The organism is Bacillus sp. ISL-75, from assembly GCF_018613095.1.
Genome location: NZ_JAGGQX010000026.1, coordinates 1 through 15,775 on the forward strand (window position 1 = coordinate 1; position 15,775 = coordinate 15,775).

21 protein-coding genes are annotated in these 15,775 nt (G+C 34.3%); 10 read left to right on the top strand and 11 right to left on the bottom strand.

The features are described from left to right. Positions 1 to 42 precede the first annotated feature (42 nt). Both J7E63_RS11825 and J7E63_RS11830 read right to left on the bottom strand, forming a co-directional pair. Positions 43 to 546, bottom strand: coding sequence for a DinB family protein (locus tag J7E63_RS11825; RefSeq protein WP_215012329.1), 504 nt, complete (start codon positions 544 to 546; stop codon positions 43 to 45). Positions 547 to 1,174: 628 nt separating this feature from the next. Next, on the bottom strand, positions 1,175 to 1,585 hold the full coding sequence (locus J7E63_RS11830) for a carboxymuconolactone decarboxylase family protein (RefSeq protein WP_215012331.1): 411 nt from the start codon (positions 1,583 to 1,585) through the stop codon (positions 1,175 to 1,177). Between the two features lie 134 nt (positions 1,586 to 1,719). On the opposite strand from J7E63_RS11830, the gene J7E63_RS11835 reads away from it, so the two are divergent. After that, the gene (locus J7E63_RS11835; RefSeq protein ID WP_215012333.1) at positions 1,720 to 2,160 is read left to right on the top strand and encodes an Lrp/AsnC family transcriptional regulator; all 441 of its coding nucleotides are present in this window, start codon (positions 1,720 to 1,722) and stop codon (positions 2,158 to 2,160) included. A gap of 129 nt (positions 2,161 to 2,289) precedes the next feature. On the opposite strand, the gene J7E63_RS11840 is transcribed toward J7E63_RS11835, so the two are convergent. From J7E63_RS11840 to J7E63_RS11855, 4 genes are all read right to left on the bottom strand, one after another. Beyond that, positions 2,290 to 2,616, bottom strand: coding sequence for a hypothetical protein (locus J7E63_RS11840; RefSeq protein ID WP_215012335.1), 327 nt, complete (start codon positions 2,614 to 2,616; stop codon positions 2,290 to 2,292). A gap of 449 nt (positions 2,617 to 3,065) precedes the next feature. After that, positions 3,066 to 4,361 (bottom strand): hemolysin family protein, encoded by a 1,296-nt coding sequence (locus tag J7E63_RS11845; RefSeq protein ID WP_215012337.1) that lies wholly within the window; start codon positions 4,359 to 4,361, stop codon positions 3,066 to 3,068. Positions 4,362 to 4,452: 91 nt separating this feature from the next. Then, entirely contained in the window at positions 4,453 to 4,830 is a 378-nt protein-coding gene (locus J7E63_RS11850) for a MerR family transcriptional regulator (protein ID WP_215012339.1), read from the bottom strand. A 468-nt stretch (positions 4,831 to 5,298) separates the two neighbouring features. Further along, on the bottom strand, positions 5,299 to 5,625 hold the full coding sequence (locus tag J7E63_RS11855; protein ID WP_215012341.1) for a hypothetical protein: 327 nt from the start codon (positions 5,623 to 5,625) through the stop codon (positions 5,299 to 5,301). Positions 5,626 to 5,861: 236 nt separating this feature from the next. Between J7E63_RS11855 and J7E63_RS11860 the strand changes: the two genes are divergently transcribed. Continuing rightward, a complete protein-coding gene (locus J7E63_RS11860; protein ID WP_251033504.1) occupies positions 5,862 to 6,299 on the top strand; it encodes a hypothetical protein in 438 nt (145 codons plus the stop codon). A 628-nt stretch (positions 6,300 to 6,927) separates the two neighbouring features. Here J7E63_RS11860 and J7E63_RS30110 read toward each other — a convergent pair. After that, positions 6,928 to 7,053 (bottom strand): TetR-like C-terminal domain-containing protein, encoded by a 126-nt coding sequence (locus J7E63_RS30110; protein WP_215012529.1) that lies wholly within the window; start codon positions 7,051 to 7,053, stop codon positions 6,928 to 6,930. Positions 7,054 to 7,169: 116 nt separating this feature from the next. Here J7E63_RS30110 and J7E63_RS11870 point away from each other — a divergent pair, with 116 nt between their 5' ends. From J7E63_RS11870 to J7E63_RS11880, 3 genes are read left to right on the top strand one after another with little or no spacing between them, the layout of a single operon-like run. Beyond that, positions 7,170 to 7,511: a PadR family transcriptional regulator gene (locus tag J7E63_RS11870; RefSeq protein WP_214732936.1), complete on the top strand. Its 342-nt coding sequence runs from the start codon at positions 7,170 to 7,172 to the stop codon at positions 7,509 to 7,511. After that, a complete protein-coding gene (locus J7E63_RS11875) occupies positions 7,504 to 7,986 on the top strand; it encodes a hypothetical protein (protein WP_215012345.1) in 483 nt (160 codons plus the stop codon). Before J7E63_RS11870 ends, J7E63_RS11875 begins: the two co-directional genes overlap by 8 nt. Continuing rightward, a complete protein-coding gene (locus J7E63_RS11880) occupies positions 7,983 to 8,510 on the top strand; it encodes a permease (protein WP_214732934.1) in 528 nt (175 codons plus the stop codon). Before J7E63_RS11875 ends, J7E63_RS11880 begins: the two co-directional genes overlap by 4 nt. Positions 8,511 to 8,983: 473 nt before the next feature. Here the strand turns inward: J7E63_RS11880 and J7E63_RS11885 are convergent, their stop codons facing one another. Continuing rightward, a complete protein-coding gene (locus tag J7E63_RS11885) occupies positions 8,984 to 9,367 on the bottom strand; it encodes a hypothetical protein (protein ID WP_215012347.1) in 384 nt (127 codons plus the stop codon). Between the two features lie 414 nt (positions 9,368 to 9,781). On the opposite strand from J7E63_RS11885, the gene J7E63_RS11890 reads away from it, so the two are divergent. From J7E63_RS11890 to J7E63_RS11905, 4 genes are all read left to right on the top strand, one after another. After that, positions 9,782 to 9,904 (top strand): YjcZ family sporulation protein, encoded by a 123-nt coding sequence (locus J7E63_RS11890; protein ID WP_215012355.1) that lies wholly within the window; start codon positions 9,782 to 9,784, stop codon positions 9,902 to 9,904. Between the two features lie 68 nt (positions 9,905 to 9,972). Then, positions 9,973 to 10,068, top strand: a complete 96-nt coding sequence (locus J7E63_RS11895; RefSeq protein ID WP_215012362.1) for a YjcZ family sporulation protein — start codon at positions 9,973 to 9,975, stop codon at positions 10,066 to 10,068. A 426-nt stretch (positions 10,069 to 10,494) separates the two neighbouring features. Further along, positions 10,495 to 10,605, top strand: coding sequence for a YjcZ family sporulation protein (locus J7E63_RS11900; protein ID WP_215012369.1), 111 nt, complete (start codon positions 10,495 to 10,497; stop codon positions 10,603 to 10,605). Between the two features lie 404 nt (positions 10,606 to 11,009). Next, positions 11,010 to 11,708: a YetF domain-containing protein gene (locus J7E63_RS11905; RefSeq protein WP_215012371.1), complete on the top strand. Its 699-nt coding sequence runs from the start codon at positions 11,010 to 11,012 to the stop codon at positions 11,706 to 11,708. A gap of 31 nt (positions 11,709 to 11,739) precedes the next feature. Here the strand turns inward: J7E63_RS11905 and J7E63_RS11910 are convergent, their stop codons facing one another. Both J7E63_RS11910 and J7E63_RS11915 read right to left on the bottom strand, forming a co-directional pair. Then, entirely contained in the window at positions 11,740 to 12,447 is a 708-nt protein-coding gene (locus J7E63_RS11910) for a GntR family transcriptional regulator (RefSeq protein WP_215012372.1), read from the bottom strand. Positions 12,448 to 12,535: 88 nt separating this feature from the next. After that, a complete protein-coding gene (locus J7E63_RS11915; RefSeq protein WP_215012374.1) occupies positions 12,536 to 13,945 on the bottom strand; it encodes a GH1 family beta-glucosidase in 1,410 nt (469 codons plus the stop codon). 816 nt (positions 13,946 to 14,761) lie between these two features. Here J7E63_RS11915 and J7E63_RS11920 point away from each other — a divergent pair. Continuing rightward, positions 14,762 to 14,968 carry a DUF1657 domain-containing protein gene (locus J7E63_RS11920; RefSeq protein ID WP_215012376.1) on the top strand — a complete coding sequence of 69 codons (207 nt, stop codon included), beginning with the start codon at positions 14,762 to 14,764 and terminating at the stop codon, positions 14,966 to 14,968. A gap of 215 nt (positions 14,969 to 15,183) precedes the next feature. On the opposite strand, the gene J7E63_RS11925 is transcribed toward J7E63_RS11920, so the two are convergent. Then, positions 15,184 to 15,759: a dihydrofolate reductase family protein gene (locus J7E63_RS11925; protein ID WP_215012378.1), complete on the bottom strand. Its 576-nt coding sequence runs from the start codon at positions 15,757 to 15,759 to the stop codon at positions 15,184 to 15,186. Between the last annotated feature and the right edge of the window lie 16 nt (positions 15,760 to 15,775).

Consider the following 15,775-nt stretch of genomic DNA (forward strand, 5'->3'; position numbering starts at 1 on the left):
AATTTTCATGGTAGTTTAAGTGCAATTCTTCACAAACACCTTTCATCCATAAGATTTAACTAACTTTATATCTTTTATTTGTTCAATATGTCTTTGCTCGTGTATGTACAGTAATTCAATCCATTGTTCTAAAGATAATTGACCAAATGCAGGATGTTTCGCTGCTTTTTTAGATAGGATAGACTTATCATCGATTGCACGAAGAACATTTAATAAATTTTCCCTTGATTTCGTTAATAAATTTAACATATTTTCAACATCAAAAGGCTCTTCAGTTGGTTTGGCAATTTCAGGTGATTCAAATTTTTTGGTTCTATCAGAAACTAAATGTATAGGTTTATGGGCGACACTCTCAAAGTCTTTATCCTTTAACCCATTTTCTATAGACTTGGAAAATAAATTTTCAGACAAATATAAATGATGGCAAATTTGGGAGATACTCCACTTATCCAGAGCAGGTTTGGCATTTAATTGTTCATAATTCAATGCTTTAACTTCCTCGACTAACTGATTGGTTGATTCTAACAATAAATCAAAAAGATTCATTTTATCTCTCCTTAAAATTCGTAGCATTGTTTAATATAAAAGTCATCCTACTTTAATTTTAACACTTGATATTAGTAGTTGGTACTAAAAATTGATTGTTCTTTCACTAAACTGCCTTGTTAGCCACCCATGAAGCGCAAAACCGGCGCTTCACCACAGAGAATGAAAATATTCCAAGGAGGCTATTCTGTTTTAATGCTGGCGAAGAAGGTCTTTTCACTATGGTGCCTTTGAGCCCATCCGTTAGTCTGACTCCAACGATCACGGTGTACCACCGACTGTCGCGCCCTATAGGGGTAGCACTCATGGTGATTAATCCTTTTCTGATCGTTGCTCCAGCTGAACCTTGAATTTATTTTTATGTAGAAAGGTGTCCAATTCACCACCGTTTATCAACCTTATAATAATTTTGCAAGAGGCTCAGCCTTTTTTTTAAAACTGATTTTGCTGGGTCTATTTTTCTATGTCTTTTTTCAGTTTTTATTTTCATGGGAGTGGAACAAGAAAAAGAGTCGCAGCTACGAATCTTTGTTAAACTCAAGCACCCGTTAAAAAGAAGAAAGGGCTTTATTCGTTGTTCCAGTATAACTCCCTTTTAATTTATTAAAGTTTAGTTTCTAACGTTATATTATATAGCCTCTAATTTCATTATTGCACCAAAATATTGTGAAGCAGTGGTAAAGGTAATAAATGCACATAGTTCACTTATTTCCTCTTCTGTGAAACATTCTCTCAATATATTAAAGATTGAATCTGATACATCCCCTTTTTGTTTTAAAAATACTTCTGTAAATCCTACTGCAATAGATATTTTTTCATTAAACTTATCTGGTTCAGGTTTCCCTTTCGCTTTACAATACTCACAGCCATTACTTTGTGCTAAAGTTCGCCTTACTTGTTCCTTTAATCCAGAAGATAGCAGTCCATCTTTTTCCAACGTATCTCCTAAGTGAGACCATGCTTCCATTACTTGTTTGTTATGTCCTAATAGCCTTTGAAAAGACGTTTCTCCAAAATTGGATACAACAATTCTTGCCATAAAAAGTACCTCCTTGTTATATTAAATAATGAGTTAATTATAAAAAATAAACTTGTTAAATCACATTAAATTATAAACAAATAAGTAATGAATTATTTAAATGATTAACGAATTTAGGAGGATTTACTTTAAAAATGAAAATAGATAATATTGATAAGAAAATAATAGATGAATTAAATAATAATAGTCGTCTATCAATGAGTGAACTTGGAAGAAGAGTGAATTTATCTTCCCCTTCTGTAACGGAACGAGTAAGACAAATGGAGTCATTTGGAGTAATAAAAAAATACACCTTAGAAGTTGATTATGAGAAATTAGGTTTACCAATTCAATGCATAATAGAAGCAACGGTTAAAAATGGCGACTATAATTCTTTTAAAAGTTATATAGAGAAACTTCCAAACGTAGAGTTTTGTTATCGTATTGCAGGAAATGCTTGTTATATGCTTAAAATGCATTTTGAAACTTTTGCTAAAGCAGAAGAATTCATTGATACTGTTAGTCCATTTGCACAAACTGTAACACATTTTATTTTTTCAAAGGTTCAAACAAATATAAGATTTGATATGGACTGAACAGCTTTATCTAAAGATTACATAATCCTATTTCATTTTTTCGTAAATAAATTGACAAATTTAATAAATTTTCGTCTTTTAAAATAGAATTTTTTTATTATCGTTATTCAACTAACCTGCTCCGTTACTTCAATAAGATATATTGTTTTCCTTTAGTGTTGAACGTATTTCGTAACCGAAATTACTAGGGAAAATTTCAACAAAGCCAATTTTACCTTCATAAACTTCGATTGTTCCTATCTCTTCAAAATCAAACCCTTCAAGTTTATCCTCGTTTTCTAAATATTCATTAAGGTAAAATGAACCACAATCGGGGTCGCCACATTCACATAGTCCTTTTATTCGAAGATTATCAACTTGATTTGTCAAGTCAATTCTGCATTTACCGATAAAATAATATTTAATTCTGTTTGCCAAGTGAGGTAAAACATCAATAAGGAACGGAAAATCCTCCATATTATCAACCCCTTTTTGGGACACTTTTATGACTATTTTAGCAGTTGTTCTTATTAAACTAAACTGCCTGTGACCGCTTGAAAGAGATGACACAGTTTTTGCTTGATAAATTGGGACACTTTTTTCCAGTTTGAAACGTACATTTTCACATGGAGAGGCATACATGATTGCCATGGTTAATCAGGCAGACCCTTGTTTGGCTGTTTCTGGAAATTAATTAATGTATGTTTTGGCAGTAAATTTATGAATCGATACTCAAGAAAAAATGTATATAAGCTAATATTTATACATATTTGTGAAGTTATACTTGCTGCACAAACGGGCAGTATAGCTTAATAGTGTTATATTAAATATAAAGAGCTTGGAGAATTTTTTCTCCAAGCTCTTTTAAAGGCTTTTTTCCTAATTTTAACTTTAGATAAGTCCTCTAATAACTAGTTAAATCATCATTATACTTTTTTCACTTCTAAATATTGAATATGATGACCATCACTTTGGTGTACTTTAAATAGATAGCCTTCAGCTTCTATTTCAGTCCCCGTTTTAATATCAAAATTTTGAGTTAAAAACCAACCGCCAATTGTATCCATGTCTTCGTTGAATAAATCAGTTCCTAATAAATGGTTTGCATCTTCAATGAGTAATTTAGCGTCTAGGATAAAATGATTTTCATTTACTTTACGAATTTCAGGCACCTCATCTTCATCAAATTCGTCTCTAATTTCACCAACAATTTCTTCGAGTATATCTTCAACAGTGACTATACCAGATGTACCGCCATATTCATCCATTAATATCGCTATGTGTATTCGTTCTTTTTGCATTTTTACTAATAAGTCATGAATGGGTATTGTTTCTATAACACGGATAACTGGGTTAATAAATGACTCTAATTTCAAGTCCTCATTACTATTTTTATTCATTATTTGATCAGTTAAAAATTCTTTAGCATTTATGAAGCCTAGAACATTATCTTTGTCACCATTTACTACTGGATATCGAGTATAGCTTTCCTTTTTCATTTTATTCATTACATCACTAAAATTATCATGAATTGAAATGCTAATCATCTCAGTACGAGGGACCATAATTTCTTTAGCAGTTCTTTCATCAAATTCAAAGATATTGTTCATATATTTTAACTCATTCTTATTAATTTCTCCACTCTTATAACTTTCAGACAATAAGATACGGAGTTCTTCTTCAGAGTGAGCTACATCATGTTCGGATGCAGGTTTTAACCCAAAGATTCCAACCAACATACGAGCAGAACCATTTAAGAACCAAATGAATGGATACATGATTCGGTAAAACAAAATAATTGGACCTGCAAAAAGAATTGTAATGGTCTCAGCTTTTTGGATAGCAACGGTTTTAGGAGCCAGTTCACCTACAACAACATGCAAAAATGTTACTAAGGCAAAAGCAATTCCAAAAGATAAAATATGTGTAACAGACTCATTCAAATTTAAACTCACAAATAATGGATGCAACAACTTTTCTACTGTTGGTTCACCCAACCAACCTAATCCAAGTGCTGTAACGGTAATCCCTAGTTGGCAGGCTGATAAATATTCATCTAAATGGGTTACTACCTTTTTCGCAGCGACTGCACCTTTTTTCCCTTCAGCGATTAGTTGATCAATTCTTGACATACGTACTTTTACCATGGCAAATTCTGTTGCCACGAAAAATGCGGTTAAAGCAATTAATAGTACAATTAAAATTAAGTTAATAGTGGTCAATGAATAGTCTTACTTGAGTAAGACCTACACCTCCTAGTATAGTTAGAAAATAACTTTATTCGTCTTGCTGATTTTCTTAAAATTCCAAAAGTTAATTAAGTATTAAAAGCAGAGTTTGTATTAATGACAGACTTTCATGTGAAATATTTTTTTTAATATATTCGATATTTTTTAAATCACTTTGAGCTAAAACCTCGGATACATCTTGTTCTAATCCTTTAATTTTTAGTCTCAGTTCAAGAACATCGATTTCTTCGGCATCTTTCTCTAAGATCATTTTTTTAATTTCATCTAATGACATATGGTCCTTTTTACATTGTTCAATAAAATTTAAACGCTCTATTGAAGATTGATCATAGTAACGATAATTAGAAGTAGAACGTTCTACTTTCAACAGACCAAGATTTGTATAATAGTCAATCGTTCTCTTGGTAACATTAGCTCTTTCGGCTAATTCTCCAATTTTCAATTTCTCAGTCCCAATGTTACCCCTCCAAACTATAACGTGATGGTTATGTTATAAACTATACAATCAAAATGATTTGTTATCAACTAATACGTAGTAACTATATAAAAGTTTTCAAATTTTCAATAAATTAGATTCGTCAAACTTATTAATTAGTTTGAGTATCTTTTGAATTGGGAAGATTTTCACTTAAAGTAACGGGTGCTTTACTGAAACAAGGAATAAACTAAGAAGTGCCTAAATTATGCAAGTTTTTATTCACTACTTGTATATTTAGGCTCTTTTTATATTCATAAAACATAATGCCTTTTTATTTGCCAAAAACAGTTTGACTTCGTTTTATAAGAGAATCATGTTCGTAGAGGCTCCGTGTTAAAGGACATTTATTTTAATCTAATTTCCATTTAAGTGTGTCACTTAAATGAGCAAAAACTGTGTCATTTAACTAGACGGTCACACTGCCCCGTTACTTCAATAAGATATATTGTTTTTCTTTAGTGTTGAACGTATTTCGTAACCGAAATTACTAGGGAAAATTTCAACAAAGCCAATTTTACCTTCATAAACTTCGATTGTTCCTATCTCTTCAAAATCAAACCCTTCAAGTTTATCCTCGTTTTCTACATATTCATTAAGGTAAAATGAACCACAATCGGGGTCGCCACATTCACATAGTCCTTTTATTCGAAGATTATCAACTTGATTTGTCAAGTCAATTCTGCATTTACCGATAAAATAATCTTTAATTCTGTTTGCCAGGTGAGGTAAAACATCAATAAGCAACGGAAAATCCTCCATATTATCAACCCCTTTTTGGGACACTTTTATGGCTATTTTAGCAGTTGTTTTTATTAAACTAACCTGCCCCGTTAGCTTAAGTATAATTGTTCACAATCTACTTGTTTTGTATATTTATATTTGATTATTTCACATAGTATATAACGCTTTCCAATAGCTAAAAATAAAATACAAAATTAAAGGGGTAAAGATAAATGCGGCAATTTATAGAAAATTTAGACTTAGGAGCAAAGGGATTGTGGTTTCCTGTTGCAGCAAGTGTTTTATTTGCTATAACAGCCCTTATAATCCCCAAAAAGAACATTTCTTGGAGGGAAATCTATATTACATTTGGGGTAGTAGGGTTTGTTACTTGGTTTAGCGATGGTTTAATTGCCAGGGGTTTCGATCTTTTTGATATAGGGGATCCGAATAAAGCTGGACTTGGAGATATTCTCAGTTATACCTTTATACCAACCTCACTTGCAATACTTTATTTAAATTTCCTTACAAAGGATAATAAATGGAAATTGACAATCGGTTTCACTTTAATATCACTTTTAATAGAATTTGGGATGGTCTATGTTGGGTATATGAAATTTAAAGGATGGAATTGGTTAATTTCAATAATTGTGTTTCTTATTGCTTTCGGTCTTATACTACCAATTCATATTAGGTTAATTAGAAATAAGTAACTATTGCTAGATAGAATCTGCATACTTCTAATAAATTTACAAATAATACCTCTAATTGCATACATTTGAGGTGAAAGATTTGTATCGTAAATCAATTGATAATAAGTTGTTTTTGCTTATTTTTATGGGGATAGGAAGTGCAATCCTATCCAGTATCTTTAGCGGTATTATCATTACTTATCTTTAAAAGGACTGAAGCAATCGTCAAAAACCCAATCTAAAGGTGAAGTTGTTAATCTTGACAGTAGGGTGAGAAGGGGCTATTAATTTTGCCTTTTATGACGCCCTTTGGGTCAAATATGACATAAAAGAGTACAATATTTCACATTCTTGCTCTCTATGATGGGGTAGCGCCAGGAAAATGTATATCGTTAAATATAAAAAGCCCAGCTAGATCGTTGAAATGAAATGGTGCTTTCAAGTTGCTGATGAAAATATATCTTTCGTTTTTGGGATTTGCTAAGGTGCTTCATGAATGCTTCTTCCCACTGTTTCCGAAGATCGTTCTTTTTGTTTTTGAATTCTCACATTCTAATTTCTTATTAAATCAGTGAAAGACAAATTTCTTAAACTATCAATTTGTTTCTGTCATTCTAAATTATAAGGGAGTTTATTTCATAGGAGATAACTATAGATTCCTCTTAAACAATATCCCCGCTTGTTCTGCCATCACACGAGATGGAACTGTCATTCCATTCTTAAGCCACCATCCAACTAACCCTACGAAAGCTGAACTGAAAAATTGAACAAAAATTTTTTAAAAAAGGACCTACTGTCAGTGACATATTACTGTCGATGACAGTATACTGTTATTAACAGTAAGGTGTTGCCGAAAAAATTTTACATTCAAATTAGGGGGTTATATATTTCATGAAACATACAGGGAGACATACAGGTGCATTTCTTCTGCTGTTTTTAACAGAGGGAGATAGCTATGGAGGGAAACTTCTGCAGAAATGTGAAGAAGAGCTTCCCATCAATCCAATTGATAGTGCCATTCTTTATCGCACATTAAAAACATTAGAGAAAGAAGGTGCTGTTGAGTCTTATTTGGACACATCTGATCAAGATAAGCTGATAAAAATGTACAAAATTACTACAGTTGGAAAAAGAAAATTAGAAGATTTTCAAATAGATATCGAAGAAAAAATGAAGAACTTATCATTTTTCTTAAATAAATACAAAGAATGGAAGGAGTCTAATCATGATTAATGGTGCTATCCTTTACGCTATGGCTCTTATTCTTCTCAGTATTTCTTTTATAAAAGATCGAAATAAAACAAGAGATGCTCTATTAAAGTCATGGAAAAGCTTTCGTAATATTATACCTGACATGCTATCAATTATGCTTTTCGTTGGACTATCACTATCTATATTAACTCCATCCTTAATTTCTTCAATCATTGGAGATAAATCTGGATTGACAGGTATTGTTTACTCAGCATTAATTGGATCTATTGCACTAGTTCCAAGCTTTGTTGTATTTCCTCTTGGACATACATTAGTCCAAAATGGTGCAGGACTCCCTCAAGTAGCTGTATTAATGTCTACATTAATGTCAGTAGGAATCACAACTTTACCTATGGAACAAAAGATATTTGGGCGAAGTTTTGCCTATTCTCGCAATGCATCTGCACTGTTAATGTCTCTAATATTTTCATATATTATTTGGGTGGTGATGGGATGAATGAATTAAAAAGATATCGTTTCTTTTTCATTTTATTATTTGGGCTCATTATCCTTACTTTTATTAACCAATCGGTGGGATGGAACGCGTTCCAATTAACAGGAAAAAGCATTTTAGATATGCTGTTTCTACTCCCTCCTGTCTTAATCTTCGTAGGTTTGCTTGACAAATGGGTGGAGAAAGAAACACTAATTAGATATATGGGGAGGAAATCAGGCATCTATGGCATTTTGTTCTCCCTATTATTAGGAGTTATTGCAGCTGGTCCCCTCTACGTAGCTTTTCCAATTGCGGCACTTTTATTAGAAAAAGGAGCAAGCATACGCTATATTGTATTTTTTTTAGGGGTTTGGACAACTGCAAAATTACCGGTTATTGTATATGAATTTGCTTCATTTGGAGTTAAATTTACACTCATTCACATTTGTTTTGGTTTGTTATTTTTCTATTTAATGGGTATTATCTTCGAGAAATTTTATAAGCATCGACAATTGTTAAAGTTTGATATAACTAAAGACGTTTAGATTTAGATCGATAAACTTCGTGGCATCTTTTCGTAAGAACATTTTCGAAAATTGCCTAGAAACTTAGTTTATGGCCCTTATTAAGCCCCAAAAGCAACAAAGTTTACGAAAAGAGCCTTACTAAAAAAGGGGGTTATTCCATTTCAAGGGCTTTCGTGCAACTTCAACAAGGTTTTGTGCCATTCCAACAGGGTTTCGTGCAACTTCAACAAGGTTTTGTGCCATTTCTAATGGGTTTTGTGCCAAAATCTTGGGGTTTTGTGCAATTAGACAATATATGGAAAAATACCCACCTGAATACGGTGCTCCTCATCGAATCAAATGAAAAAAATTTCGGTGCGATTGCGGATTTTTCGAATAAACGGAAACTGGTCCAATTTGTTTAGAAAGGATTAGAGCTTTGAAAAGGTGTTCAATAGAAAATACCTACACTATTAAATGTAGGTATTTTCTTTGTTTTAGTCTTAGCTTTGCTACTTTTTAAATTTTTGAGTAATTTTACTAAAAAAGGGTGTGATCTCTTTAAGTAATGGTTTATATTGTTTGGTTGTCGTAACGAAGGTGTCATAGGTTTCCATAAGTAAGTCAATATCAACATTGTTCATAAAGTTTTCTATTTTACTCTGGGTGTTTTGAGTCTGTTGCTGCCTGTTTTTATGAGGTGTTGCAGGTTCCTTTTTTCTACGTCCAAAAAACCAATCATCTAAAGACGATCGTTTGTTTTGTTCCGGATTTTCTTTTACATGATTTTCACTTTCTTTGCGTGTTTCTCTACGTTTACGGTTTCCAAACATGAATCTTGAAAAAGGGTCTATTTCTCTCGTCGGCTTTTGTTCTTGATGATGATCCCCGTCCAAAATACTTCTCCACCTCGCTTTTATCCTCTCTTAGATAAGCTATGATTGATTTTGTATCAAAGTGTGGATACTTGTACAAAAAAATAAAAAAGCAGGCATTTTGATTATTTTTAAAAAAATTCAACCCTTTCTCAGCGCTTGTCCAGTCCGCTTTATTCTTTTTGCATAGTTTATTAGGGAGAGACAGGAATCTCTCATCCGCCGTAAAAAACAGACATATTATTACCTCCGAAAAGGAGCGGATGACACCAGCATTCGCTTCTTTTTGTTTTTTATCGGTTGATCCAATTTACGGTACGATTGCGGATTTTTATAACAAGCGGGGACTTGTCCAATCATGTTTCGGTGGAAAAAATATATTAATTGTAGGGATGGAAATTACTCCCTCAAAAACGAATAGGTGGTGAAGAAGATATGGGCTATGGTTGTGGAGGTTCCGGTTACGGCGGCGGCTACGGCGGTGGTTATAGCGGCAGCAGCTTTGTTTTAATCGTTGTATTGTTCATTCTATTAATTATCGTTCTTTCAACATTCTAGTTTTAGGGACAATCTGAACGTGTTTCATTTTTGATTTAAATCATCATTTTCAAAATGGGGTGAGAAACATGAGTGATGGACATAGAAGTAGTTCAACTGCGTTAATCGTTGTACTTTTCATCTTGCTTATCATTATCGGAGCTTCCTTCATGGGAGGCTACTAATTCAATAAAGTGACAGGTCACTTTTTTGAAGGAAGGAAGGACAGGATGGAATAACCCTGTCCTTTTTTCATACATAAATCAACAGAATACCTCGTATTCTGAGCAGCCTGCTTGAGAAAGGAGGCAAAAAATTTTTCTAACCTTTCTCAACGCTTGTCCAGTCCTTCTTATTCTTTTTGCATAGCTTATTAGGGAGAGACAGGAATCTCTCCGCCGCCACCAAGCACAGACATAGAGTCACCTCTGGAAGTAGCGTATGTGATAATGCATACGCTACTTCTTGTTTTTATCGGTTAAGAAAATTGACGGTACGATCGCGGATTTCTTCAAAAAAACGGAGCACGTCCAATCACGTTCTCTTGTAATAAATATAATAATGGTGGGGATGTAATTAACATCCACAAACGAAATAGGTGGTGAAAAGATATGGGATTTTGCGGTTACGGTGGCGGATACGGCGGTGGTTATAGCGGCAACAGCTTTGTTTTAATCGTTGTATTGTTCATTCTATTAATTATCGTTCTTTCAACATTCTAGTTTAGTGGAACAATATGAGCTTGTTTCAAAGGAAGGACAGGCTGAAATAATCCTGTCCTTTTTTCTTACCTATTTAAACATTAGTTAACTTTTGAGTATTTGATTTCTGCATAGTTTCAACAAATTCACAAATAATATCTTTACTTAAATACATTTGAGGTGAAGGATTTGTATCGTAAATACAATTGATAATAAATTGTTTTGGCTTATTTTTATGGGGATAAGAAGTGCAGTCCTATCCAGTATCTTTAGCGGTATTATTATTACTTTATCTCTAATAGCCTTAAAGAAATCGTCAGATACGCAATCGAAAGCTATGTAGTAATCTTGACAGAAGGACTAAACGGGGCTATCGAACAAAATTACATAAAATAAAACATCGTCAGTCAAAAAGGGGTTTATATATGCCTATTACTGAATTGATTCTTAGACTTGCTATTGCCTTTATTACATTATTAGCCTTAACAAGGGTTATGGGCAGAAAAGAAATATCCCAAATGACCTTTTATAATTTTGCATCTGCGATTTCAATTGGTACATTAGGTGCTTCGCTTGCCATAGACCCTTCCATAAGTATCACAAATGGACTAATAGCGTTAATTGCCTGGAGTGCTTTTACAGTTATCACGGGATTTTTGGATTTAAAATCCTCAAAATTCCGATTAGCTGTACAAGGTGAACCCGTAATTCTCATTAAAAAGGGGAAGATAATGGATCAGGAGCTTCATAAAGCCCGTTTAGACTTAGACGCTTTAAATTCTTTATTACGTAAAAAAAATATATTTGCTGTAGCTGATGTTAATTATGCCATTTTTGAAACAGATGGGTCTCTTTCTGTTATGAAAAAAGAATCGATGCAGAATTTGACTAAAGGTGATATGAATCTTAATCAGAAGTATGATAATGTTCCCCCTATTTCAACATCTGTCATAGCCGATGGTGAAATTAATCAGAAGAACTTAGAAAAATTACATCTCAATAAGAAATGGTTAGAGCAACAATTGAAACAATCAGGTATAGATTCTATATCTGATGTCTTTTATGCCGAAGTCCAAAAGGATGGAACACTTTTTATTGATGCCAAAAATGACATTCTACACTAACCAATTCCGGAGGGGGTTATCGCCCTCTTTTTTATTTAAAATTGATTCGATTTAAGATTTTTGCTTTTTGATAATGAAAGATGGATTTCGATAATTCAAAGATGGTTCCGTTCGTTAAGCATACGGTATTTTCAATAATCAATGCCGGATCGAGCGGATGAACCTGGAGCAGTCCCGCACTGGCTTCATCGATTTTTTCGCAATTGATGACTTTGTCCGCAAAACCAATCGTTAATTTTAAGTCCTCTATCAGGTAACTATAAATAGAACTCGAGGCGATGTCTTCGTTTAAGTAGGGGACAATGTCTTTTTTAAAATAACTTATTTCAATCGAGAAGGGTTCTTGATCGACGATACGGAGCCGCTTAATGTAATAAAGCTTGGTTCCGACTTCACAACGCAGTTGTTTTGCTTTCTCTTCATCGGCTTCTAGCACGTGTAAATCGAGAATTTTCGTCTCAATTGTTTTTGAAGTCAAATCTTTTGTTAAGCCTCGAAGACTGCCTAAATTGATCGTATCGGTTTCGGATTTTTCCCGTAAGAACATCCCGCTGCCTTGGACCTGATAGATGTAGCCGCGATTGACGAGCTGAGTAATTGCTTTACGGATCGTATTTCGGCTCACTTCGAACGTATTTATCAGTTCATCTTCGGTCGGCAGCTTTTTCGTTTGATCAAATTTCCCATCCCGAATGTCCCGTTCTAATTGATCCGCTATTTCTTTATATTTTACCGCCATATAATCTCCCTATTGTTTCGTTCCATTATTTACTGACTTTATTATACATCAAGCCTCCTGATTAATATCAAGAGGCTTTCTTTTTTACTTACAGCTCTTCGCCTCTTGTCTCAATGATATGCTTATACCAATGAAACGACAGCTTTTTCTTTCGGTTTAAGTGATCCTTGTGATCGACGTATATGAATCCGTATTGCTTTTTATAGCCGTTTAACCAGCTTAACAGATCAATGACCGACCAGGCGTAATACCCTTTTAAATTTATACCTTCTTGGATGGCACGCTTAACGACTTTTAAATGTTTCTCAATATATTTAATCCGCGGAACATCGACGATTTCACCCTCAATAATCGGATCCTCATCACCGAGTCCGTTTTCGGTTACATACATTTTGATATCACCATAACGCTCTTTTAACATATGGAGCCCGTCTAAAAATCCTTGCGGTGAGATTTCCCAGCCCCATTTCGTATAGGTTTTATCCTCCATTTTCACGGTCCGATAAAAGCCATCAAACGACGGGTTCCCTGGTGTTAGTGTCGAGGTTTCTCGTGAATGTTCCATGGTTGAAACGGCTTCGTGATTTTTTTCGACGCGAATCGGCTGGTAATAATTCAGTCCGATAAAATCATTTTTTCCGGCATTTCTTTTTAAGGTATCCAGCTCTTCGTCTGTCCAGCTTGGCGTCCAGCCTTTCTCCTCCAATTGCTGCACCACGTAAGACGGATATTCGCCTTTTAAAATGGGGTCATAGTACCAAAACGTTTCATATTCATTGGCATGCCGGGCCGCTAGGGCATTCTCGTGTTGATCATCTACGCTGTAAGCGGGTAAGAATACATGAGTAATCCCAATCTCGCCGTAATGGTTTAGCCCCTTATAGACTTCGACGGCTTTTGCATGGGCATAAAACACGTAATGCGTCGCTTGAAAGTATTTATTCTCATCGTTTTGGATCCCAGGCGGATGCGCCCCTTTTAAATAGCCTAAGCCGGTAAACATAACCGTTTCATTGAAGGTAATCCAATGTTTGACGCGGTCGCCGAAGGACCGAAAACAAATTTCTGCATACTTGACGAAGGCTTCCGCTGTTCGCTTTTTCGTCCATCCCCCGACTTCTTCCAGCGTCAGCGGCAAATCCCAATGATAGAGGGTAACAAATGGCACAATTCCGTATTTTAAACATTCATTGATGACATTATTATAAAATTCTAGACCCTTCTCATTTACTTCACCGTCTCCAGTTGGCAAAATTCGTGCCCATGAAATCGAAAACCGGTACGACTCCAGTCCCATCTCGGCCATTAATTGAATGTCTTCTTTGTAGCGATGATAATGGTCGATCGCTACATCTCCGTTGGTACCCTCATACGTTTTCCCCGGAATCTTTGAAAAGACATCCCAATTGGTTACCCCTTTACCATCTTCATTCCACGCTCCTTCTACTTGATAAGAAGCAGAAGCCGCGCCGAATAAAAAATCATGTGGAAACTTCATTTATTACCCCTCCATTTTTATGCCAACTTATTAAATTTATCACTATCTATTATATTTATAGGTACAAATAATAAAATAATTATATACTCTTTTTTTATATTTGACTAGAAAAACTTCCTAGATAGTATCTACTGAAATGGATCATTAAATCCGAGTGCGATTTATTATAACCTTCCCCCTTCGTTCAACTACTAACAAGAATGCTAAAAAGCCAGGGGGTTTTCCTGGCTAAGGTCATTGTGTTTGCCTCTTATGGAGAACCTTTTATTTTTTGGACTGGATCTCGGACCGTGGCAGGATTTTAGTTACCTTTTTTAATCATGCTGGGATGAAAATTTTAGGTTAAGATACTAGATTCCCATTCTAGCAAGTATAGCAACAACAAAAATCAGAGTGATAGTTTGGCGATAATGGATTTGGCCGGTCTGATCAGGAATTCCGCTGCTTATCAGATCTATTTCGCCATCCAGTAGATTCATTCCATGGTTTACTGTCGACTTTCTTCATTTTACTGTCCACTTTTCAATTTTACTGTCCACTTCTATCTACTTACTGTCCACTTTCCCCTGTTTACTGTCCACTCCCACAATTTCAACCTCAAACTACTCAAAAATCCAGTCGCTAGACTGGATCAGGTAATTTTTATTCCTACTTATTCCATTGGACCAGCCTAAATTCAGGATCTAAAACCATTAAGTTACCTTCTGACGCTTTTTTCTATTCAAGCAGAGTAAATTTCAAATTTATGAGCATTTTAAGTAAGTCGAGTAGACAAAAATATTCGCATACTACATCAATGAAAAAAGGGTTTAAAAAATGACAGTTGGAAAAGATGTTCAAACCGCTTTAGCAAGTTTAAAAGGTGCACAAGCAAGCTTTGAAACTTTTGCTTTAGCAACCGATAACCAGATTGCAAAACAGCTTTATCAAAAAGCCGCTCAACAAACAAAATCCGTGCTTGAAAGCCTTGAACCTCGTCTTCAAAAAATTCAAGGGGAAGAACCTCAGTACAATCAGCAATAAAGTGTAAGCGTCTTTATCAAAAATGGTAAGATATCCCAGATACATTTTCTGGCGGTCGGAATATGATGTTATATAAAAAATTCTTGTCCATTTTCCAAAACCATCCTTTCTAGGATGGTTTTGTTTTTTAGAACACCATTTATTCTGTTACATATGTTTTTAGCTAAAGTACATCAGAAAAAATCACACCCGAAAGATGAATTAGTTATTAATTTTCACTTTGGATTCTCATTAAGATGATAACATAATTGAACAACACCTGAAGGAAACCTTTTTGTTTCAACCAGTTTTAAATTCACCCGCTGCTTTATGTCAATAAACAAGGGTTTTCCTTCTCCCAAAATAATAGGGTGAACAGATAATCTAAATTCATCAACAAGTCCTAGATTTAAAAAGGTTGTAATAAGACTTGCCCCACCATAAAGCCAAATATCTTTTCCAGGCTTATTCTTTAATTTAATTACTTCTTCCACAATATTTTCATTTATAAATTTTACGTTATTTTCAGACTCTTTTTGTGTTTTGGAAAACACATATTTCTCTTTACTATGTACCAATTCCCAAATTTCTTTTTCTGTATCAGAAACTTCAATATCAGGGGTATACTGACCCCATAAATCATAACTTTTTCTTCCATATAAAATAGTATCAATATGATTTAAGAAATTATTGAAGTCCATATCGGGGTCCATAATGCACCAGTCTACTTCCCCTTTTGGACCTTCAATAAATCCATCTAAAGTAACTGCCAGATCTAAAAGTATTCTTCTTGGTCTTTCGTTATTAAACACGTTTTTTCCTCCTTAT